This is a genomic window from Vibrio sp. ER1A (assembly GCF_000733315.1).
GTDB classification, from domain to species: Bacteria; Pseudomonadota; Gammaproteobacteria; order Enterobacterales; family Vibrionaceae; genus Vibrio; species Vibrio mediterranei.
Genome location: NZ_JPJA01000092.1, coordinates 38,172 through 58,980 on the forward strand (window position 1 = coordinate 38,172; position 20,809 = coordinate 58,980).

Annotated in this window: 24 protein-coding genes and 1 riboswitch; of the genes, 9 read left to right on the forward strand and 15 right to left on the reverse strand. The window is 45.4% G+C overall.

What is annotated here, in order from left to right; genetic code table 11:
• Positions 1-19: 19 nt before the first annotated feature.
• On the forward strand, positions 20-370 hold the full coding sequence (locus tag HW45_RS18680; protein WP_006073240.1) for a DUF2799 domain-containing protein: 351 nt from the start codon (positions 20-22) through the stop codon (positions 368-370).
• A 22-nt stretch (positions 371-392) separates the two neighbouring features.
• Positions 393-749, forward strand: coding sequence for a DUF2799 domain-containing protein (locus HW45_RS18685; protein ID WP_038228876.1), 357 nt, complete (start codon positions 393-395; stop codon positions 747-749).
• 68 nt (positions 750-817) lie between these two features.
• Here the strand turns inward: HW45_RS18685 and ppa are convergent, their stop codons facing one another.
• Together ppa and fbp are read right to left on the reverse strand one after the other, a co-directional pair.
• Complete coding sequence (gene ppa, locus HW45_RS18690; RefSeq protein ID WP_006073242.1) at positions 818-1,348, reverse strand: inorganic diphosphatase; 531 nt, start codon at positions 1,346-1,348, stop codon at positions 818-820.
• Positions 1,349-1,479: 131 nt separating this feature from the next.
• Positions 1,480-2,493 carry a class 1 fructose-bisphosphatase gene (fbp, locus tag HW45_RS18695; RefSeq protein WP_006073244.1) on the reverse strand — a complete coding sequence of 338 codons (1,014 nt, stop codon included), beginning with the start codon at positions 2,491-2,493 and terminating at the stop codon, positions 1,480-1,482.
• Between the two features lie 282 nt (positions 2,494-2,775).
• On the opposite strand from fbp, the gene mpl reads away from it, so the two are divergent.
• The 5 genes from mpl (at position 2,776) to thiQ (ending at position 8,408) form a co-directional block, all read left to right on the forward strand.
• Positions 2,776-4,125: a UDP-N-acetylmuramate:L-alanyl-gamma-D-glutamyl-meso-diaminopimelate ligase gene (gene mpl / locus HW45_RS18700; protein ID WP_038228878.1), complete on the forward strand. Its 1,350-nt coding sequence runs from the start codon at positions 2,776-2,778 to the stop codon at positions 4,123-4,125.
• Complete coding sequence (locus HW45_RS18705; protein ID WP_038228881.1) at positions 4,125-4,745, forward strand: flavin prenyltransferase UbiX; 621 nt, start codon at positions 4,125-4,127, stop codon at positions 4,743-4,745. Before mpl ends, HW45_RS18705 begins: the two co-directional genes overlap by 1 nt.
• Before the next feature lie 77 nt (positions 4,746-4,822).
• Positions 4,823-4,929: riboswitch (TPP riboswitch) on the forward strand.
• Between the two features lie 54 nt (positions 4,930-4,983).
• Entirely contained in the window at positions 4,984-5,982 is a 999-nt protein-coding gene (gene thiB / locus HW45_RS18710; protein WP_038167267.1) for a thiamine ABC transporter substrate binding subunit, read from the forward strand.
• A gap of 123 nt (positions 5,983-6,105) precedes the next feature.
• Positions 6,106-7,704: a thiamine/thiamine pyrophosphate ABC transporter permease gene (gene thiP / locus HW45_RS18715; RefSeq protein ID WP_200874591.1), complete on the forward strand. Its 1,599-nt coding sequence runs from the start codon at positions 6,106-6,108 to the stop codon at positions 7,702-7,704.
• Positions 7,704-8,408, forward strand: coding sequence for a thiamine ABC transporter ATP-binding protein (gene thiQ / locus HW45_RS18720; protein ID WP_038228884.1), 705 nt, complete (start codon positions 7,704-7,706; stop codon positions 8,406-8,408). Before thiP ends, thiQ begins: the two co-directional genes overlap by 1 nt.
• Positions 8,409-8,471: 63 nt before the next feature.
• Here the strand turns inward: thiQ and yjgA are convergent, their stop codons facing one another.
• Complete coding sequence (yjgA, locus tag HW45_RS18725; protein ID WP_006073257.1) at positions 8,472-8,999, reverse strand: ribosome biogenesis factor YjgA; 528 nt, start codon at positions 8,997-8,999, stop codon at positions 8,472-8,474.
• A 118-nt stretch (positions 9,000-9,117) separates the two neighbouring features.
• Between yjgA and pmbA the strand changes: the two genes are divergently transcribed.
• Entirely contained in the window at positions 9,118-10,461 is a 1,344-nt protein-coding gene (gene pmbA / locus HW45_RS18730) for a metalloprotease PmbA (RefSeq protein WP_038228887.1), read from the forward strand.
• A gap of 57 nt (positions 10,462-10,518) precedes the next feature.
• Here the strand turns inward: pmbA and mgtE are convergent, their stop codons facing one another.
• The 12 genes from mgtE to HW45_RS18790 all read right to left on the reverse strand — a co-directional run bounded on the left by mgtE (position 10,519) and on the right by HW45_RS18790 (position 19,721).
• On the reverse strand, positions 10,519-11,877 hold the full coding sequence (gene mgtE / locus HW45_RS18735) for a magnesium transporter (protein WP_006073259.1): 1,359 nt from the start codon (positions 11,875-11,877) through the stop codon (positions 10,519-10,521).
• A gap of 125 nt (positions 11,878-12,002) precedes the next feature.
• Positions 12,003-12,278 carry an HPr family phosphocarrier protein gene (locus HW45_RS18740; protein WP_006073260.1) on the reverse strand — a complete coding sequence of 92 codons (276 nt, stop codon included), beginning with the start codon at positions 12,276-12,278 and terminating at the stop codon, positions 12,003-12,005.
• A gap of 11 nt (positions 12,279-12,289) precedes the next feature.
• A complete protein-coding gene (gene rapZ, locus HW45_RS18745; protein WP_038228889.1) occupies positions 12,290-13,147 on the reverse strand; it encodes an RNase adapter RapZ in 858 nt (285 codons plus the stop codon).
• Between the two features lie 16 nt (positions 13,148-13,163).
• Positions 13,164-13,610, reverse strand: coding sequence for a PTS IIA-like nitrogen regulatory protein PtsN (ptsN, locus tag HW45_RS18750; protein WP_006073263.1), 447 nt, complete (start codon positions 13,608-13,610; stop codon positions 13,164-13,166).
• 1 nt (position 13,611) lies between these two features.
• Positions 13,612-13,899 (reverse strand): ribosome hibernation promoting factor, encoded by a 288-nt coding sequence (gene hpf / locus HW45_RS18755; RefSeq protein ID WP_038228892.1) that lies wholly within the window; start codon positions 13,897-13,899, stop codon positions 13,612-13,614.
• Between the two features lie 25 nt (positions 13,900-13,924).
• Entirely contained in the window at positions 13,925-15,394 is a 1,470-nt protein-coding gene (locus HW45_RS18760; protein ID WP_038228894.1) for an RNA polymerase factor sigma-54, read from the reverse strand.
• A 46-nt stretch (positions 15,395-15,440) separates the two neighbouring features.
• On the reverse strand, positions 15,441-16,166 hold the full coding sequence (gene lptB, locus HW45_RS18765; RefSeq protein WP_006073275.1) for an LPS export ABC transporter ATP-binding protein: 726 nt from the start codon (positions 16,164-16,166) through the stop codon (positions 15,441-15,443).
• A gap of 8 nt (positions 16,167-16,174) precedes the next feature.
• The gene (gene lptA, locus HW45_RS18770; RefSeq protein ID WP_038228895.1) at positions 16,175-16,672 is read right to left on the reverse strand and encodes a lipopolysaccharide transport periplasmic protein LptA; all 498 of its coding nucleotides are present in this window, start codon (positions 16,670-16,672) and stop codon (positions 16,175-16,177) included.
• On the reverse strand, positions 16,653-17,216 hold the full coding sequence (gene lptC / locus HW45_RS18775; protein ID WP_038228897.1) for an LPS export ABC transporter periplasmic protein LptC: 564 nt from the start codon (positions 17,214-17,216) through the stop codon (positions 16,653-16,655). Before lptC ends, lptA begins: the two co-directional genes overlap by 20 nt.
• Positions 17,213-17,770: a 3-deoxy-manno-octulosonate-8-phosphatase KdsC gene (gene kdsC / locus HW45_RS18780; RefSeq protein ID WP_038228899.1), complete on the reverse strand. Its 558-nt coding sequence runs from the start codon at positions 17,768-17,770 to the stop codon at positions 17,213-17,215. The genes lptC and kdsC overlap by 4 nt, the downstream gene beginning before the upstream one ends.
• Positions 17,770-18,741, reverse strand: a complete 972-nt coding sequence (locus HW45_RS18785) for a KpsF/GutQ family sugar-phosphate isomerase (protein WP_086027636.1) — start codon at positions 18,739-18,741, stop codon at positions 17,770-17,772. The genes kdsC and HW45_RS18785 overlap by 1 nt, the downstream gene beginning before the upstream one ends.
• Positions 18,742-18,749: 8 nt before the next feature.
• Entirely contained in the window at positions 18,750-19,721 is a 972-nt protein-coding gene (locus HW45_RS18790; RefSeq protein ID WP_038228901.1) for a calcium/sodium antiporter, read from the reverse strand.
• Positions 19,722-20,013: 292 nt separating this feature from the next.
• Here HW45_RS18790 and mlaF point away from each other — a divergent pair, with 292 nt between their 5' ends.
• Positions 20,014-20,808: a phospholipid ABC transporter ATP-binding protein MlaF gene (mlaF, locus tag HW45_RS18795; RefSeq protein WP_006073291.1), complete on the forward strand. Its 795-nt coding sequence runs from the start codon at positions 20,014-20,016 to the stop codon at positions 20,806-20,808.
• The last annotated feature ends 1 nt before the right edge of the window (position 20,809 follow it).

Below are 20,809 nucleotides of genomic sequence, written 5' to 3' on the forward strand. Positions count from 1 at the left end.
GCGGAATAGAGAGGGTAATATGAGGCCTTGGTTGTTGTTAATAATTGGAGGGCTGTTAGCGGGTTGTGTCCAACTACAGCCTCCCACTGACAAGAGTGATATGAGCTGGCAACAGTTTGGCGAGCAATGGGCGTTGAAGGGCTATATTGTTGAACCAGAAACGAAGCTACGCTCTAAAGTGCCTGACGTCACAGCTAGTCAATACAAAGCGTATCTCAAAGGATATCAAGAAGGTAAGAGTGAATACTGTAAACAAGATCCGTTTGTCTTAGGAAGAAATGGCAAAATCTATTACGGTATTTGTAACGATGTAGACCGAATGTATCTCGATGAGTATTGGCGTGGTAAAAATGCTCGCGCTAAGCGCTAGCAATTAGTGCTGGGGGGATCGTATGAGGCTGTTATTCATCATTGGCTTACTAATCATGTCGGGTTGTGCTCAACAAATTTCTCTTACTTCTGTTATGCCTCAAGACTGGCAGCAGTACGGTCTGGAGCAAGCTCTTATAGGGTATGAGAAACTGTCAGTTCAACAGTTACAATCTTCGACTACCATAGATTTCACGGAAGATTTATACCAGGCCTATTCTAACGGCTATGAGGAAGGTCGTATCGCATACTGTCAACAAGACCCAAGCATTCTGGGAAAGCGAGGGGAAATGTATCGTGGCATCTGTGATGATATCAAACCAACTTTTCGAACCTGGTATAACAATGGCAAAGCTTCTCGTGGCCGCTACGGCTATTAGCTCCTTTACTCTAAGCCAAAGTAAAAAGCTCTCTAATTTAGAGAGCTTTTTCATGTATTCAGCGAGCGTTATTTTGACTTAGCGCGCTCAAAGGAAGTTTCAATCTCTTCTCTTGCCGCTTGAACATCGGCCCAGCCATCGACTTTGACCCACTTACCCGCTTCGAGTTCTTTATAGCGCTCAAAGAACTGTGTGATCTGAGCTTTGAGTAGCTCTGGGATATCATCTACATCTTGAATGTGGTCGTACTCTTTAGAAAGCTTGCTATGAGGTACGGCAAAGACTTTTGCATCTTCACCAGATTCGTCGGTCATCTTAAGTACGCCTACTGGACGGCAACGAATTACTGAACCAGGCATCAACGGATAAGGTGTCGGTACCAACACGTCAACCGGATCACCGTCAAGAGAAAGCGTTTCGTTTACGTAACCATAGTTACATGGGTAAAACATAGGTGCTGACATAAAGCGGTCAACGAAAACAGCACCAGAGTCTTTGTCGACTTCGTACTTAATTGGATCGGCGTTAGCCGGGATTTCAATCACTACATAGATATCATCAGGTAATGATTTACCTGCAGGGACATTGTTTAAGCTCATTTTGACTTTCCTTTTCTGTATTCATTATTCCTTTAAGGAGGAAATAGAGGGCTGAAACACGAATCGTTTACAAAGAGTATACTTGGTTAGTTTTAAAACAAAAAGTGCCTCTATTGAGAGGCACTTCGAAGTTATTGGTCTTTATATTCTTCTAGGAAAGACTCGACTTTTTCAACCATTCGGCTTGAGCCGACGAAGAATGGGACTCGCTGGTGAAGCTCGGTAGGCTTGATATCCATGATACGTTGAGTGCCATCCGATGCTAAGCCGCCTGCTTGCTCCATGATGAAAGCCATTGGGTTGCACTCATACAGTAGGCGCAGTTTACCACTTGGGTGACTTTGCGTGCTTGGGTACAAGTAGATGCCGCCCTTAAGCAGGTTGCGGTGGAAGTCAGATACCAAGGAGCCAATGTAGCGAGACGTGTATGGACGCTTCTCTTCTGGCACATTCTCTTGGCAGTACTTGATATACTTTTTCACACCCATAGGGAAGCGAATATAGTTGCCCTCGTTAATGGAATAGATGGTGCCATCTTTAGGGATCATCATATTTTCATGAGATAGGCAGAAGGTACCGATCGATGGGTCGTAAGTAAATCCGTTTACGCCTTTACCCGTGGTATAAACCAACATAGTCGACGAGCCGTACACCACATAGCCTGCTGCAACTTGCTTGTTGCCCGGTTGTAGGAAGTCTTCTTGAGTCGGAGGAGTACCAACCGGTGAAACGCGACGATAGATAGAGAAGATGGTACCTACTGATACATTGACATCAATGTTCGATGAACCATCAAGTGGGTCCATTAGTACGACGTATTTGGCATTTTTGTTGAGCTCTTTGTTAAATGCTACTGCCTCATCTTCCTCTTCACTGGCAACGCCACAAACTTGGTCACGCGCTTCCAGAGCGGCTTTAAATTTGTCGTTAGCATAGACATCGAGTTTTTGTTGAGCTTCACCTTGAACGTTTTCAGAGCCTACAGAACCAGTAATATCAGCAAGGCCTGCCTTGTTAATTTCTCGGTTTACGATTTTTGCAGCGAGTCGAATCGAAGACAAAAGGGAAGATAAATCACCGCTAGCGTGGGGGAAATCAGTTTGTTTCTCAACAATGAATTCGCCAAGGGTGCGCATTTCAGACATGTTATATCCTTAACTTTTCTGCTTATTTTCTTGGGGGTAGTGTGTGAGAGAAATGTGGCAACCAAACGATTGCGTTTATTGGGGGTATTCATCAACACACATGTGTATTGTAGGTGGCAGAACTTTTTAATGGTAATGAAGTAACCCTGACACGCTCCGTTTTGTATGATGAATGTCACATTTATTTCCCTAACCGCTAACTTTCTCGCTTTTGACGCACGCTTTGGGTATATATAGCGACAATAGCGTAAAATTAGACGCAAAGAGTTAAGAGAGCGAACTATGCACATTCATATTCTGGGTATTTGCGGTACCTTCATGGGAGGCGCTGCGGTATTGGCCCAGCAGTTGGGACACCGAGTTACAGGCAGTGATGCTAACGTTTATCCACCAATGAGCACATTATTGGAGTCGGAAGGCATAGAGATTATCGAAGGGTTTGACCCAGCTCAGCTCGATCCTGCTCCAGACCTTGTCGTCATTGGGAATGCGATGAGTCGTGGCAACCCTTGCGTTGAGTACGTGCTTAACCATAATCTGAAATACACTTCTGGCCCACAGTGGTTACAAGAGTTTCTTTTGCATGATCGCTGGGTGCTGGCTGTTTCAGGGACTCATGGAAAAACTACCACATCCAGCATGTTAAGTTGGATTCTTGAAGATTGTGGTTATCAACCGGGTTTCTTAGTCGGTGGGGTATTAGGCAACTTCGGTCAGTCAGCTCGTTTGGGTGAATCTATGTTTTTCGTGGTGGAAGCGGATGAGTATGACAGTGCTTTTTTTGACAAACGTTCTAAGTTCGTTCACTACCATCCACGCACTCTCATTATGAACAATCTTGAGTTCGATCATGCGGATATTTTTGACGATCTTGAAGCCATCAAACGACAATTTCATCATTTAGTTCGCACTGTTCCTGGAAACGGCCGCATCCTTGCTCCACGTAAAGATAAGGCGTTGGGTGACGTACTAGGAAGAGGGTGTTGGAGTGAAGTGGAACACACGGGAGAGAATGCGGATTGGCATGCTAACAAGTTAAAGCGTGATGGTTCGCATTTTGAAGTGTACCTACATGGCAGCAAAGTCGGGGAAGTGAAGTGGGAGCTAGTGGGGGACCATAATGTCGATAACGCCCTGATGGCTATTGCTGGAGCAAGGCATGTTGGCGTGACTCCGGATCTTGCGTGCGAAGCATTAGGCAAGTTTATCAATACCAAGCGACGCTTGGAGCTGAAGGGCGAAGTGAATCAAGTCACGGTATACGATGATTTTGCCCATCATCCAACGGCAATTGAACTGACGTTAGGCGGTTTACGTAACAAGGTCGGCAAGCAGCGAATCCTAGCTGTTTTAGAGCCACGCAGTGCCACCATGAAACGCGGCGTGCACAAAGAGACATTAGCGCAATCGCTCACTCAAGCCGATGCGGTGTTCTTATTCCAGCCCGACAATATTGATTGGTCAGTAGAAGAGATTGCGCACTCATGCTCGCAACCAGCCACAGTCAGTGACTCTATTGATGAGCTGGTGCAGGCCATTGTTGAACAGGCTCAATCAGGCGATCAAATTCTGGTGATGAGCAATGGTGGCTTTGGTGGTATTCATCAAAAATTATTAGAGGCATTAGCGTAATGAAACCCGTAGAGAAAGCGATCACGCTGGCATTTACTGGTGCATCTGGCGCTCCTTATGGGATGCGCCTCCTTGAGTGCTTGTTAGCTCAAGATTATACCGTGTACTTATTGATCTCTTCCGCTGCGAGAGTGGTGTTGGCGACTGAACATAATATTAAACTGCCGAGCGGTCCGGATGCCGCGCACAAAGCACTAGTACAAAGACTGAATTGCTCGCCAGATAAGCTGGTAGTGTGTGGTAAAGAAGATTGGTTTTCACCAGTGGCTTCCGGGTCGGCAGCGCCCAAACAGATGATCGTCTGCCCATGTTCGGCTGGCAGTGTGGCTGCGATTGCTCATGGGATGTCGGACAATTTAATTGAACGTGCCGCTGACGTGGTAATGAAAGAGCGTGGTCAACTTCTCTTAGTGGTACGCGAGACGCCATTTTCAACCATACATCTAGAAAACATGCACAAACTTTCGCAAATGGGCGTGACCATCATGCCAGCTGCGCCTGGTTTTTATCATCAGCCAGAATCTATTGAGGATTTGGTCGACTTTATTGTGGCTCGTGTGCTTGACCATATGGGTATCGACCAAACTCTCGTGCCTCGCTGGGGCTACGATCAGCGATAAATCCACATCAATCAAACGAGTTTAGGGATAGATTTGGCGAATCTGTGACGAAAAGGTTACAATTCGCTTTCTAAAGGTTGTGACTCACGGGGTGCACTAGCAGTGGTGCTGAGAGAAGGTAATACCTGACACCCGTATACCTGATCCAGATAATGCTGGCGTAGGGATGAGAACTCCGTTCTATGGAGGCTTTTTCTGGATCATATAATATAAAAATATATATCTAAGGATAGAACCAGTGAAAGTACATCAACTCGCTAAACTTGCTTTGGCAACGACACTTCTAAGTGCCTCTCAACTCGCTGCGGCGAACACACTTACCGTTTATACCTATGATTCGTTTGCTTCAGATTGGGGCCCTGGTCCAGCGATTGAAAAAGCATTTGAAGCTAAATGTGGATGCGATCTCAACTTTGTTGCACTAGATGATGGTGTCTCGATTCTAAACCGCCTGCGTCTAGAAGGCTCCAGCTCCCAAGCCGATGTCGTACTTGGTCTCGATAATAACTTAATGAGCGAAGCGAAAGCCTCTGGCTTGTTGGCTAAACACAATGCTGATCTTTCTGCGCTTGAGTTACCAAACGGCTGGAGTGACGATGTTTTTGTTCCTTTCGATTACGGTTACTTTGCGTTTGTTTACAACAAAGAAAAGGTAAAAAATCCACCGAAAAGCCTGAAAGAGTTGGTTGAGCAACGTGATGACCTTAAGGTGATTTATCAAGATCCTCGCACTTCAACTCCGGGTCAAGGACTCTTACTTTGGATGAAGTCTGTTTATGGTGATGACTCCAGTGAGGCATGGCAAAAGCTAGCGAAAAAGACCGTAACTGTGACCAAAGGTTGGTCGGAAGCGTACTCTATGTTCCTTGAGGGAGAGTCTGACCTGGTTCTCTCTTACACGACCTCTCCGGCTTACCATATTATTGCCGAGCAAGATAAGCGATTTGCAGCCGCAGACTTTTCGGAAGGCCATTACACTCAGGTGGAAGTGGCGGCTAAAGTGGCCAGCAGTGACAAGCAAAAGTTAGCTGATGAATTTATGCAATTTATCGTTTCAGAAGACTTTCAATCAAAAATCCCTACAGGCAACTGGATGTATCCTGTTGTTGAGAGCAAGCTACCTGAAGGTTTTGATAGCTTAACCATTCCAAGTGAGGCGCTGACATTTAGTCCAGATGAAGTGGCGAATAACCGTAAAGCTTGGATTCGCGAGTGGCAGTCTGCGCTGATTAAGTAGTATTGGCATCTGAGAAAACCTACAGATTATCGCCCCTGTACAAGCAGGGGCAAGCCAATACTGCACCAGAGCTTCACTGGTGTAATGAATCGTTTTCGTGTCTACTTCTCCATTGAGGTTATTGTGACCCAAATACCAAAATCAGGTTTAGTGATTGCTTTGCTCATTGCCATATATGTGCTGGCTTCGTTGTGGACACTGCTTTCCTACTCGTCAATGACTGATATTGCTCTGCTGTTTACGGACCCATACTACCAGCACGTAGCCAAATTTAGCTTTTGGCAAGCAAGTCTATCAACGTTGCTAAGTGTAGGGCTTGCTATCCCAGTGGCACATGCGTTTTCTCGTCGCCATTTTTGGGGAAGATCATGGTTGCTCAAATTGTTTGCGACCACCTTGGTGATGCCAGTACTGGTCGGTGTGTTTGGCATTGTCGCCATTTATGGCAATCAAGGCGTTATTGCTCAATGGTGGCTCACTTCGAACGATTCTATGCCGTTTTCCCTCTATGGTTTAAACGGTATTTTGCTGGCACACGTATTCTTTAATTTGCCTTTTTCAACCCGTTTGCTTTTAGTGACGATAGAAAGTGTTCCACTAGAGCAGCGCAAGTTAGCACTGCACTTGGGAATGAACAGCTGGCAGTGTTTTAGATTAGTGGAGTGGCCACGACTAAAAGCACATTTACCTCATGTTATTGGCTTAGTCTTCATGTTGTGTTTTACCAGTTTTGCAACCGTCATGGCGTTAGGTGGCGGTCCGAAAGCCACTACGATTGAACTAGCGATTTATCAAGCGATCAAGTTTGATTTTGACCTACAAACTGGAGCGGTTCTGGCATTATGGCAAATGTTAATTTGCGCATTACTGGTGCTGTTTATTGGCAAATTCAGTCGAGACTTGGAGGGTAAAACCAATTATAGCGACATGCCAACCATTCAACCTCAAGACTCATGGTTGAAAAAGTGCTGGGATAGCTTTTGGATCATGGCAACCCTAATGCTGGTCATTCCGCCACTTATTGCCATTGTTGCAAGTGGACTGAATGAGAAATTGTGGTCAGTGCTTGCTGATAGCAAGTTCTGGTCGGCAGTTATGACCTCGTTACAAGTGGCAATCATGGCTGCTAGTATCGCGTTAGTGGTTGGCATTGTGCTATTGAGTAGTTCACGAATGTTACGAATAAAGTCTCACTATGGCCGTGCGGATGGCTTGGAGTTTGTTGGTACGGTTATTTTGGTGACACCCGCGTTGGTATTGAGCACAGCGACTTTTCTAATGCTTCGCGGAATGACCAATGTGTTTAGTCTTGCGTTTGGGATCGTTGTCGTTGTGAATGCTTTGATGGCGCTGCCGTATGTTATCAAAACACTTAATCAGCCAATGTTGAGGTTAGCCAAGCAATATCACCTGCTTTGGCAAAGTTTAGGATTGCATGGTATTCGACGATTTTGGTTAATGGAATGGAGAGCAATCCGCGCACCGATATTGCATGCTTTCTCGATTAGCTTTGTCCTTTCCATGGGCGATCTTACTGTTATCGCGCTATTTGGAAGTCAGAACTTTAATACCTTACCGCTTTACCTGTATCAGCTGATGGGTAGCTATCAATTGCAAGCAGCGGCTGTAGTATCCCTAGTGCTGTTTATATTGAGTATTGGTGTATTTACCTTAACGGAGTCGTTGTTACGACCTGTACCGACCGAGCGAGAGAAATCATAATGTTAACTATGGATCATGTCGATTATCGCTACCACAGTGATTGGTTTCGGTTTTCTATCTCAGTAGAAAAAGGTGATGTGTTGGCGTTGATTGGGCCCAGTGGTGCTGGTAAATCGACACTGTTGGCGCTTATAGCGGGGTTTTGTCAGCCTGAATCGGGAAGGATATCTGTCGATGATGAAGATATTCAATCTAAGCAGCCTCACCTGCGGCCTTTGTCTATGTTGTTTCAAGAGCACAACTTATTCGAGCACCTTTCAGTGTTCGATAATATCGCTCTAGGACTCAATCCAGCCCTTAAACTAACTGCAGAAGATCAACAGCGAGTGCGAGATGCGGCAGACAAGGTGGGTCTTATTGATAAGATTCAACGTTTACCGTCTGAGCTTTCCGGTGGGCAGAGGCAGCGAGTGGCTTTAGCCCGTTGCTTTGTTCAGCCTCACCCGATTTGGCTACTTGACGAACCGTTTTCGGCGTTGGACCCGGTACTTCGTAAAGAAATGCTGTCGGTTGTTCGCTCTCTAGCTCAAGAAAAACAAGCGACAGTTATTATGGTGACGCATCACCTTAGTGATGCCAGAGCCATTGCCAACCGGTTTGCCTACCTTAGTCATGGCATCATCACTGCTGAAGGAGACATCTCGGCGTTGACGGCGCAACATGACAATCAAGAGCTCGCGCGGTTTGTAAAAGCGGCGCATTAGCGTTTTATGGATATAAAAAAGGCAGCTTACGCTGCCTTTATAGTCTTAAATTGAGTATTGAAGTTAGAACTCTTGTTCTTCTTCGTGCTTAAGTGCTTGGAAAATTTCACGGAATGCTTTTGCAGGCTTTCCAGCTTTCTTTTCTTTGTTGGCCTGACGAGCAAGTTGGCGCAGACGCTGACGGTCGAGGTTTGGGTACAACTCAAGTGCATCCGCGATGGCTTCATCGCCTTGCTCTACAATACGGTCACGCAGTTGTTCAAGCTTGTGAAGTGCTGCAGTAGATTGTGAGTGCTTGTTACGTACACGGTCGAGAGCCGCCTGAATTGGCTCTGGATCTTCGGTGCGCATCAGCTTACCGATGTATTGCAGTTGGCGACGTCGAGCTTCGTTCTTGAAGCGCTGGGCATCGGCGACCGCTTCTCTCAGATCTTCACTAAGAGGAAACTTATCCAACACAGCAGGCTTTAGTCCAACTAACTCTTCACCGAGTTTTTGCAACTCTTCCATGTCGTTTTTCATTTCGGTTCTGCTTACCCAAATGATTTCTTCTTCCTCTTCCCAAGGCGCTTTCTGATTTTTGCGGGCCATGTTTACTGCCTATATCACTATCTCATTACGAATATTGGCTATTTTAGCAAGAAATCTGGGGAGAATGCGAAAACCTTGTTATTCTAGTCTCAATTAAACGATAAAAGTTAGATGGATTATGGATGTAAGAGAGCAAGTTGCTCAGCAGCAAGCTGAGCTAGAAGCCGCTGTTGCTAAAGCGTTGGATATGGCTTCAGTAAATTCAGATGCCGCTGAGGTCGCTATTACTAAGAGCACTGGCTTAAGCGTCTCCACGCGCATGTGTGAAGTGGAAAACGTAGAGTTTAATAGTGACGGTGCGCTGGGTATCACGGTATACCGTGGACAGCGTAAGGGCAGTGCTTCAACCTCTGATTTGAGTGAAAAAGCCATTGCACAAACGGTAGCTGCTGCACTGGATATTGCCCAGTACACCTCCGAAGACCCATTTGCAGGGCCAGCTCCGAAAGAGTTGTTGGTAACGAATATCCCAGACCTTGATCTCTTCCATCCAGATGAGCCAAATCCCGATGTGGCTGCGCAAAAAGCAATTGCTGCTGAGAAAGCAGCATTAGCTTACAGTGACAAAATAAAGCAGAGTGATGGTGCCAGTTACGACAGCCACTATGGCGTTAAGGTCTATGGAAACTCCCATGGCCTGTTGGCCGGTTATGCGTCTAGCCGTCATAGCATTAGCTGTAGTGTCATTGGCCAAGGTCAAAATGGCGATATGGAGCGTGACTACAGTTATACTCTTGCTCGTCACCGTGATGATTTGTGGACACCAGAGTTGGTCGGTGAGAAGGCTGCTATTAAAACAGTTGAGCGTCTAGACCCTAGAAAAGTCAAAACGGGTCAATACCCAGTGCTTTTTGCCAATGATGTTGCGACTGGCCTTATGGGACACTTAGTAATGGGGATTAGCGGCGGTAATTTATACCGTAAGTCGTCGTTCTTGTTAGATAAACTGGGTGAACAGATTCTGCCAGATTGGTTTGCTATTGAAGAAAAACCTCACCTACTTAAAGGCTTAGCATCTAGTCCGTTTGATAACGAAGGTGTGGCAACTCAAGATTTAGATATTATCACTGACGGCAAACTGGCGACCTACTTACTGACTAGTTACGCTGCGCGCAAACTGAATATGACGCCAACAGGGCATGCTGGAGGTATTCATAACTGGTTTGTTAAGTCGACAGGACAAGATTTTGATGCCATGTTGAAAACGCTTGGCACTGGCCTGCTGGTCACCGAAGTGATGGGGCAAGGGGTCAATATCGTTACCGGTGATTACTCTCGCGGTGCTGCAGGATTCTGGGTCGAAAATGGAGAAATCCAATACCCAGTCTCGGAAATTACTGTTGCTGGTAATCTAGCGCAAATGTTCAAGCAAATTGTGGCAGTTGGCAGTGATGTTGAAACGCGCTCACAAATTCAAACGGGCTCTATCCTGTTGGAATCAATGAAAGTCGCTGGTGAGTAAATCTCAAATAGAGAAAAAGGGCGTAACCTACTGGTTACGCCCTTTTTGTATCTGGCATTAGCTGATCATTATGGTGGCTAAGCCTAAGAAGACCGAAAGACCAACAACATCGGTAATGGTCGTAAGGGCCATTCCGCCCGCTAAGGCAGGGTCTATATTCATTTTTTTGAGCAGAATAGGGATGGTAACGCCAGCAATGCCAGCAACCAGTAAATTGGTCATCATGGCGGCAGAGATAATCCCGCCTAGCATCCAATCACCTTTCCAAGCTACTACGATACCACCGATAATTAGGGCCCAGAGGATACCATTGAGAAAGCCGATGGCGGCTTCTTTGAGTAGCAGTTCTCGACGGTTGCTGTCACCGATATGACCCAAAGCTAAGCCTCGGATTACTAGGGCAACGGTTTGGTTACCTGCAACCCCTCCCATGGAAGGTACGATGGTCATCAATACAGCTATCGCTGCCATCTGCTCTAATGTGGCCTCAAACATATTGGAGACAGATGCTGCTGCTAAAGCGGCAAGTACGTTGGCGCCTAGCCAAACACTGCGTCGACGAGCAGATTTCACAACCGGCGCAAAGGTATCTTCATCATCATCCATACCCGCCATACTCATCATTGAGTGTTCGGCGTCTTCTCGGATAATATCGACCACGTCATCGATGGTGATACGACCGACTAGGTGGTGTTCGCTATCTACAACAGGGGCAGAGACCCAGTCGCGTCGTTCAAATAACGAGGCAACGTCCGAATCGCTAGTTTCAACATGGATTGCCTCATCGGCATCGTCCATGACATCGACGACTTTGACATCGGGCTGAGTGGTTAAAAGTGTGGTCAAAGAAAGGTGACCAATCAGCATATCTTCTTCGTCTATCACATACAGTGCGTCTGTCGCTTCCGGTAGCTCACCTTTCATGCGCAGGTAACGCAGAACCACATCGACATCGACATCGCCACGAATAGTGATTACATCGGTATTCATGATACCGCCGGCGGTATCTTCTGGGTAAGAAAGGGCAGTCTCGACACGCAAACGGTCTGCGGTGTCCATTTGTGACAGGACTTCGCGCGATACGGTATCAGGCAGACTACGTAGGACATAAGCTACGTCATCGGTGTCCATGCCTTCCGTTGCTTCAGCCAGTTTTTCTGGCGCCATTTTGGAGACTAGACTATCTTTGACGTCCTCATTGAGTTCATCAAGGATTTCACCATAGTCTTCAGGGTCGGTGAGTTGCCACAGGACTTCACGACTTTTACGTGGAGAGGCTTCTAGAAGATGGGCAATATCTTCAGGCTCCATGTCCTGAAGTTGTCTTCTTACGTAAACGAAGCGGCCATTTTCTAGCGCTTCACTAACTTCTTGGAGGGTTTGGTGAGCTTGATCGAATTCTATTTGCTCCGCCATGGATGCCCCCTACACTCAACTGCTTTTTAATGTACTGAATAGTAGCTTAATTTTGGGTTCAAGTAACCTACAGGGCGCGAAGAAGTTATCGGAGAGTGGAAATAAAACAGAAAAGTGTGCGGAATCTATTCGTCTTCGTCAAAACGGTGTTCAACCAACTCGCATACCGCTTGCAGAGCATCCTCAGCCTGGTTTCCTGACGCTTTAATGGTGATGTTCTCACCTTGAGCAGACTCGAGCATAAGAAGACCCATCACGCTATCTGCTGTCGCTTCTTTCTGTTCATGATTACAAATCGTCACGGTTGCCTCGAAGCTCTGCGCTAGTTCGACTAACTTGACCGCAGCTCGAGCATGCAAACCAAGACGATTTTGAATGAGAACAGTGCGAGATAGTGACATTTGGATTCCTGTTAGTTGTTTTTCTCTAGCGATGCGTGACGAATTTTTACTTGATGGCCGAGCTGAGCAAAATATTCACCAATCTGCTGAGTGATATAAACAGAGCGGTGTTTACCGCCGGTACAACCAATTGCAACAGTCAGATAGCTGCGATTGTTCTTTTCAAGTAAAGGTAGCCAACGTTCAACAAAGCCTTGAATTTGTTGTTTCAACTCGATGACGTCAGGATAAGCTTCTAGGAAAGATTTAATTGGTGCATCTAGTCCAGTCATTGGTCTTAATTCTGGCTGCCAATGTGGATTGGGTAGAAAACGCACATCAAACACGTAATCGGCATCACTTGGCATACCATATTTAAACCCAAACGATTGGAAAACCATGACAAGATCTTTCTTCTCTTGGCCTTCTAATTCAAATCGAATGGTTTCGCTTAAGTCGTGTATGGACTGCTCACTCGAGTCAATGGTGTAGTCGGCATGCTCTTTGATGGGCTTGAGAAGTGTGTGTTCTAGATCAATGGCCTGTTCAAGTGACAGTTTATCTTTTCGCTGAGAGAGAGGGTGGATACGACGAGTTTCACTGTAGCGTTTTAACAACACTGACTTTGATGCATCAAGGAAAAGCACTTTGACGTCGTGTTGCTTAGACAATTGTTTCAACTTAGAGGTTAAGTTATTCAGGTTGTCAGGCAAGTTACGAATATCAATACTGACGGCAACACTTTGTTGGGAATCTTTCGATGAATCCACAAAGGCTTCCAGTAAATCGATCGGTAGATTATCAACGCAGTAGTAACCAGAATCTTCTAGTACTCGCAACGCTACACTTTTACCTGCGCCTGAATGTCCACTTACAACGACTAATCGCATTTTTTCTCAGCTTGTTCTAATGGCTAACAATAATATCGTAAAGCTCTTGATCGGATTGAGCATTACGAAGTTGCTTTAGGACAGTTTTATCATTTAATCGCTCTGCCATACATGACAAAGTCTTTAAATGTTCTTTACACTGCGCATCTGGAACTAGCAGTGCGAACATAAGGTCAACTGGGCGGTTATCAATAGAGTCGAAGTCAACCGGCGCTTGGCACTGAAGTAACACCGCAACAGCTTTATCGCTGTCATGCATTCTGGCATGAGGAATAGCGATACCATTGCCAATTCCAGTGCTGCCCACTTTTTCACGGCTCAGCATGCACTCGAACAGTTCGGTAGAGTTTTGACCAGTATGTTCTGCAGCGATTTCGCTAATAATTTCTAGGGCGCGCTTTTTACTCGTACAAGGGACTGCACTTTTGGTGCAGTCCAGAGTTAATACTTCACTTATTTGCATTTTAGTGATTACTTAATTTTTCTTTATGCTTATTCAATTGTCTAACGAGCTTATCGACAAGCCCGTCAATGGCAGCGTACATATTCTCATCATTTGCCGCCGCATGAATTTCAGCTTGATTAACGTGGAGCGTAGCTTCTGCGATCTGGTTTAATTTTTCAACTTTTAATATGACGTTAATGCTGTTTATATGATCGAAAAAGCGTTCCAGCTTTTGAAATTTACTCTGAACGTAGTCCTGCATTGACTCAGTGACATCGACGTGGTGGCCTTCAATTTGAATTTGCATAGACTTTCCTTCTTAGTTATTGGCCTTAAAGTAGGCGTTTACGCTGACTGGAAGGGGCAATGCCCAACGACTCACGGTATTTCGCTATTGTTCGTCTAGCAACCTGAATTCCTTGGTCAGCTAGTTGCGCTGCGATTTTACTATCGCTCAATGGCTTGGCTGGATTTTCTGCAGCAACAAGCTTCTTGATTAGTGCTCGAATGGCTGTCGAGGAACACTCGCCGCCATTGTCGGTCGATACGTGGCTTGAGAAGAAATACTTCAGCTCAAAAATGCCGCGTGGGGTATGCATATATTTCTGAGTGGTAACTCGAGAAATCGTCGATTCATGCATGTCTACAGCAAGGGCAACATCGTTGAGAACCATTGGTTTCATTGCTTCTTCACCGTATTCGAAAAAGTCATGTTGATGCTCGACAATACACTTAGCTACTTTGAGCAAAGTTTCATTGCGACTTTCAAGGCTCTTAATCAACCATTTCGCTTCCTGCAAATTAGAGCGAATATATTGGCTGTCAGCACTGTTGCCTGTACCGAGTTTCGCGTATTGTTGATTCACTTTAAGTCTTGGAACACTGTCAGGGTTAATCTGAACTATCCATTTTCCGCGGTCTTTGAATACGGAGACATCCGGCACTACGTACTCAGTTTCATCAGGCGTGATCTTACTACCTGGTCGAGGATCAAGCTGTTGGATGAGCTTCAAAACTTCTCGAAGATCCGCTTCCTTAAGCTTAGTCTCTTTAATTACGAGTTTGTAATCACGGTTACCCAATTGATCGATGTGATCAGACAAGACCAACTTAGCTTCAGCGAGCCATGGAGTATCTTCAGGGAAAGTGGCGAGTTGCAGTAGTAGGCAATCTTGCAGATTAAGAGAAGCAACGCCTAGCGGATCGAATTGCTGAACGCGTTTTCTTACTGCTTCAATCTCATCAAGCTCAACATCCTCAATATCGACACTGTCGAGAATCTCTTCACAGGATAGGGTCAGATAGCCGTAGTCATCGACAGCATCAATGATGGCTAAGGCGATGGCACGATCCGTTTCAGTAAATGGCGTTAGGTCTAATTGCCAAACTAAGTAGTCTTGTAGAGACTGTGTGGTTTCACCTTGATATATTGGCATGTCATCATCAGCGGCAATGCCCGTGTTACCGGTATTGGCGCTATAGACATCATCCCATGTAGTATCCATTTCAAGTTCTGTCGATATTTCAGAACTTTCAATTTGTTCAGAACTGTCTTTCGGCTCTGGTTCGCTAACTGGCTCTGCAGATGCTTCTTCTTTACTTTCAGGGCTCGACTTTTCCTCATTAGAAGGCGGTGCTTCTTCCGCGGTTTCTTCCACGTCAAGTAATGGGTTTGAGTCTAGGGCCTCTTGAATCTCTTGTTGCAGATCGAGCGTCGACAATTGCAGCAAGCGAATTGCTTGTTGCAACTGGGGCGTCATTGCTAACTGTTGACCTAGCTTGAGTTGTAATGAGGGTTTCATGCAGTATTGCTAGCCTATTATTAAAATTTTATCCAAGCCTATTAAATCATAGTCTGAATTGTTCACCGAGATAAACCTGTTTTACGTGTTCATTATTGAGAACATCTTCAGGACTTCCTTCAGCAATTAGGTGACCTTGGCTCACAATGTATGCTTTTTCACACACATCTAAGGTTTCACGAACGTTATGGTCGGTGATAAGAACTCCCAAGCCTCTATCGCGCAAGTGCTCGATGATCTTCTTGATATCAATCACTGAAATTGGGTCGACACCCGCAAATGGCTCATCCAGTAAGATGAACTGTGGGTTAGCGGCTAGAGCCCTAGCAATTTCGACACGTCGACGTTCGCCGCCAGACAGCGCCATACCAGCACTTTTCCGAATGTGCTGAATATTGAACTCATCTAGCAGGTCCTCTAGTTTATCTTGTCGCTCTTCTTGAGTGATCTCATTACGAGTCTCAAGCACTGCCATAATGTTGTTTTCAACACTGAGCTTTCTGAAAATGGAGGCTTCTTGTGGCAGGTAGCCAATGCCCATTTTGGCGCGGCTATGCATTGGGAGAATACTAATATCTTCCCCGTCTATAGTGATGGTGCCTTCATCACGGGCAACCAGACCTACAATCATGTAAAACGACGTAGTTTTACCTGCGCCGTTAGGGCCCAGCAATCCCACTATCTGACCAGACTCAACCGAAAGGCTAACGTCTGAGACCACTTTACGGTTTTTATAGCTTTTTGCTAAATGTGTCGCTTTCAATAACGCCATAGCTGAATCTATTTCTCTTGAACTTGCTGAGGTTGAAGGACTGTTGAGACGCGTTCATTGGCATTGCCGTCCGCTACTAATTTCTGTGATGAGATTCGGTACTTAATGGTGGTGCCACGGATCACGCTATCATCTTGGGACAACATAGCCTGATCAGTCATGGTTAACTGATCATCCTTTAATGAGTAATGCAGTTTTTTTGCTTCGCCATAGAGAGTTTTTCCATCATCTGTTAGTTGGGAAAATGTAGCTAAGTTCCCAAAGCCCTCTATTACCTGAATAGCGCCAGTTTGCGGATGGCGAGTGACCACGATTTTTGCGGCATTAATGTTAATACTGCCTTGTTTTAACTTAACGTCGCCCGCGAATGTGACTCGATTACTCTTCATATCAAGCTGTTGAGTGTCGGAGTCGATATAAACTGGTTGTTCAGTATCTGTCGAAAGAGCGAATGCAGAGACTGGAAGCAGTAGGCAAAGACTAAGACTAAGGTGCGAGAGTTTCATATTTACTATTCACTTTGTTATATAGCTCCGCGAGATTGTCAGCAAAGTTTCCTTTCATTGCTTGTCCGCGGGTTTCAAATTGTGGTCCCAACATGAGAACGTCTGTGTTGGCCCAGAAGTCACGGTTATCTAACTGTATGCTCATTCGTTGAGTCGATAGAGTGTCAAACCCTGAGTCCGGAAGCAAATTTCGTGCGACTACATCATCATAAAGAGTTAGCACTTCATGTTTATCCAAAATCGCTTTTGCAGCAGAAATTTCCCATTCTTGAGTCGTACCATTAGCAAAAATACGCAATATGGGTTGTTCAAACACGGTTTCTCCTTTTTTGGAGAAATGCTCTAAATGTGAAGAGGTAATACTATAGCTACGAACACCAGTATCACTGTATGAAATATTGTGTAAATTCGTACCGCTAAACGCTGGCAACTCAAGATCTGGAACAACTTGGAGTACACGTGAGTCATCGTTGGTGTACAAGTAGTAAGCACACCCAATAGAAATAATGGCAAGTAGACTATAAAGAATACGAGACAAACTCATATACTAAGACCTTTGTGAAGCTCTAGTTCTCCCTTTGATTCTAGGATCAGATCACAAACTTCCCTAACTGCACCGCGTCCACCTGGAATCGTAGTGACGTGATCCGCTTTTCTGGCGAGCAGTGGATGTCCATCCGCCACGCAGACGCTTAAGCCGACCTGTTCCATGACAGGCCAATCGATAAGGTCATCACCGATGTAAGCAGTTTTCGATGCTGGGATAGCAAGCTTTTGGCAAATGTCTTGATAAGCGGCGACTTTGTCATCTTGCCCTTGGTAAATCAAAGAAATACCAAGTGCGGTCATACGATTCTCAACGATCTGTGAGCGACGGCCTGTAATGATGGCGACTTCTACGCCTGCACTCATTAAAGCCTTAATACCGTAACCGTCACGAGTATGAAAGGTTTTAAGTTCTTCACCTTGGTTGCCCATATAAATCAAACCATCGGAGAAGACGCCATCCACGTCGCAAATCAGGAGTTTGATGTCTGCTGCTTTATCGTAAGTGGATGAAGCCACCAAACCATAGAGCGTTTCAACTTGTTTAGACACTACATTACTCCTGCTTTTAATAAGTCATGCATATTGAGTGCACCCACGACTTTGTTATCATCGAGTAGTACAAGACCGTTAATATTCTTCGATTGCATTAAGTTTAACCCTTCAGCCGCTAGCATATTAGGCGCAGCAGTGGTTGGGTTAACGGTCATGACCTCACCAATGGTGGTGTCATGAATATCGACTCGTTTATCAAGAATACGTCGCAAGTCTCCATCGGTAAAGATACCTAGCAAGTTCATATCGTTGTCCACGATAGTTGTCATGCCAAGTCCTTTATCGGAAATTTCTAGTAGTGCGTCGCGTACCAAGGTCTGCGGACCGACGACAGGCAGCGCTTTACCTGAATGCATGATATCACTCAGTTTAAGTAGTAACTTACGACCCAATGCGCCGCCCGGATGAGACAGGGCAAAGTCTTCTTCACCGAAGCCACGAGCTTCTAATAAGGCGATGGCTAATGCATCTCCCATAACCAGAGTTGCCGTCGAGCTAGAAGTAGGTGCTAGGCCAAGTGGGCACGCTTCTTTAGGAACAGTGATTTGCAAATGAAAATCAGAGAGCTTTGCCATGTTAGATTCAGGCTTTCCAGTCATACTTACGGTAGTAATACCAAGGCGCTTAAAGACAGGAAACAAACTAATGATTTCGTGTGACTCACCAGAGTTAGAGATGGCGATAACGAGATCGCGAGCTTCAATCATACCCAAATCGCCGTGAGCAGCTTCTCCTGGGTGGACAAAAAACGCTGATGTGCCAGTGCTAGCAAGCGTAGCCGCAATTTTCTTACCAATGTGTCCTGATTTACCCATCCCCATGACAATAACCTTGCCTTGGTGGTTGAGAATCGCATCACATACCGATTCAAATTGCTCGTCAAAGTAGCGCTCAAGGTGTTGAAGTGCTTGTACTTCGGTATCTAAAACACGCTTTGCCGCGCTAACATAATCAAAACCAGACATGATAACCGCTCCTAAGCTGCCATATTAGCGAATAGATAAACCTGATAACCAAGGAATAGCACGAACAAAATAAAGCCTTCGACTCGATTAATGCTCTTAGATTTGCCCAGTGCCATTACAACCAGTAATAGCGAAACGGCCAGCATAACCCAGAAATCACGGCCCATAGCATGTTCACTGAGTATAGAAGGGTTAATGATACCTGGAATACCCATAACGGCGAGGATGTTGAAGACGTTTGAACCTATGATGTTACCTACCGCCATATCATCTTCGCCTTTTAGAACACCAGCAAGAGAAGCGGCCAGTTCTGGTAGGCTGGTACCAATCGCGATAATCGTTAGACCAATAACAAGGTCGCTCATACCAAAATACTGGGCGATCGTTACGGCGCTATCTACCAGTCTATCTGCTGCGATAGGGAGGATGATTAGGCCAATCACCACCCACATGGCTGCTTTAGCGTTACTCACACCTTCTGGAATTTCGGACTCTTGGTCCTCTAGCATGGCGTCATTGTTACCACTCTCTTTTTCTGCTTTGCTGATACGAAGCATGGCAAGGATAAATGCGCCAAATAAGGCAAACAGAATAATACCTTCATAGAAACCAAGGTGGCTATCCCAAAGAATAAGACCCGCGATAAGCGTTACCGCGATCATTAAAGGTAGCTCGCGTCTCAGAACCGCAGATGAAATAGAAAGAGGCTTAATCATAGCCGTAATACCAAGAATAAGCGCAATATTGGCGATGTTGGAGCCTAGTACGTTACCAACCGCAGTATCCGTTTTCCCTTCTAGGGCGGCGGTGGCCGAAACCATCATTTCTGGCGCTGATGACCCCATAGCAAGAATAGTCATACCGATAACTAGTGGCGAAATACCCACATTGCGTGCCAGTGCCGCGGCGCCGAATACTAATTTATCAGCACTCCAAACGAGAAAAACCAGTCCAATTATCAGAAACACTACGGCTTCAAGCATGTTTTTATCCACTTCTATTTTTCTGAGACATTTGGCGGCTAATTTTGACGGTTTGTCGGCCAAAATGGAAGCTAATCAACAAATAAAATAACAATAGTGCGCCGAAGCTAATACGCTAATAGATAGACTAAGGTTAGGAGCGAAGTCATAAATGCGCGTAATGACGCAAGTTTGTTGTAATGGGGTTTGACTCTGTAATTATCCAACCATTTGGATATAAGGGTTTTAATTGTCCGCTTGTATCATTATTATTGTTTAGCATAGGACTACTGTTAGGATGATAAGGAAATGTATGTCAAACAATGACTTGGTTTCCGTTAAGGGACTGACTTTTGCGCGTGGCTCACACGTCATTTTTGATGACGTCGAGTTGCATGTACCAAAAGGTAAGATAACAGCCATCATGGGACCATCGGGAATTGGTAAAACAACATTACTTCGTCTGATCGGTGGACAAATCTCGCCTGACCATGGGGAGATTTGGTTCGAAGGCGACAATATTCCTACGCTTTCTAGAAAACGTCTTTACCATGTTCGCAAGAAAATGAGCATGCTATTCCAATCGGGTGCACTATTTACCGACCTTAACGTCTTTGACAATGTCGCGTTTCCTTTGCGTGAGCATACAGAACTGAGTGAGTCGATGATTCGTACTTTAGTGCTGCTAAAGTTAGAGGCTGTCGGATTACGTGGAGCATCTCAACTTATGCCAAGTGAACTTTCTGGAGGCATGGCAAGACGTGCGGCGCTCGCAAGAGCTATTGCGCTTGATCCTGAATTAATCATGTACGATGAGCCCTTTGTTGGTCAGGACCCTATAACGATGGGAGTGCTGGTGGAGCTTATTGGCAAGTTGAACAAGGCACTAGACCTTACCTCTATTGTTGTTTCTCATGATGTTCCTGAAGTTATGTCCATCGCAGATTGGGTTTACTTGCTCGCTGATGGAAAAGTTGTTGCTTGTGGTACTCCTGATGAATTGAGAAGTAACCCTGATACTCGAGTCCAACAGTTCTTGCTCGGCGAAGCCGATGGACCCGTTCCATTCCGTTATCCAGCAAAAGCATTAACTGAGGAGCTGTTCTAAT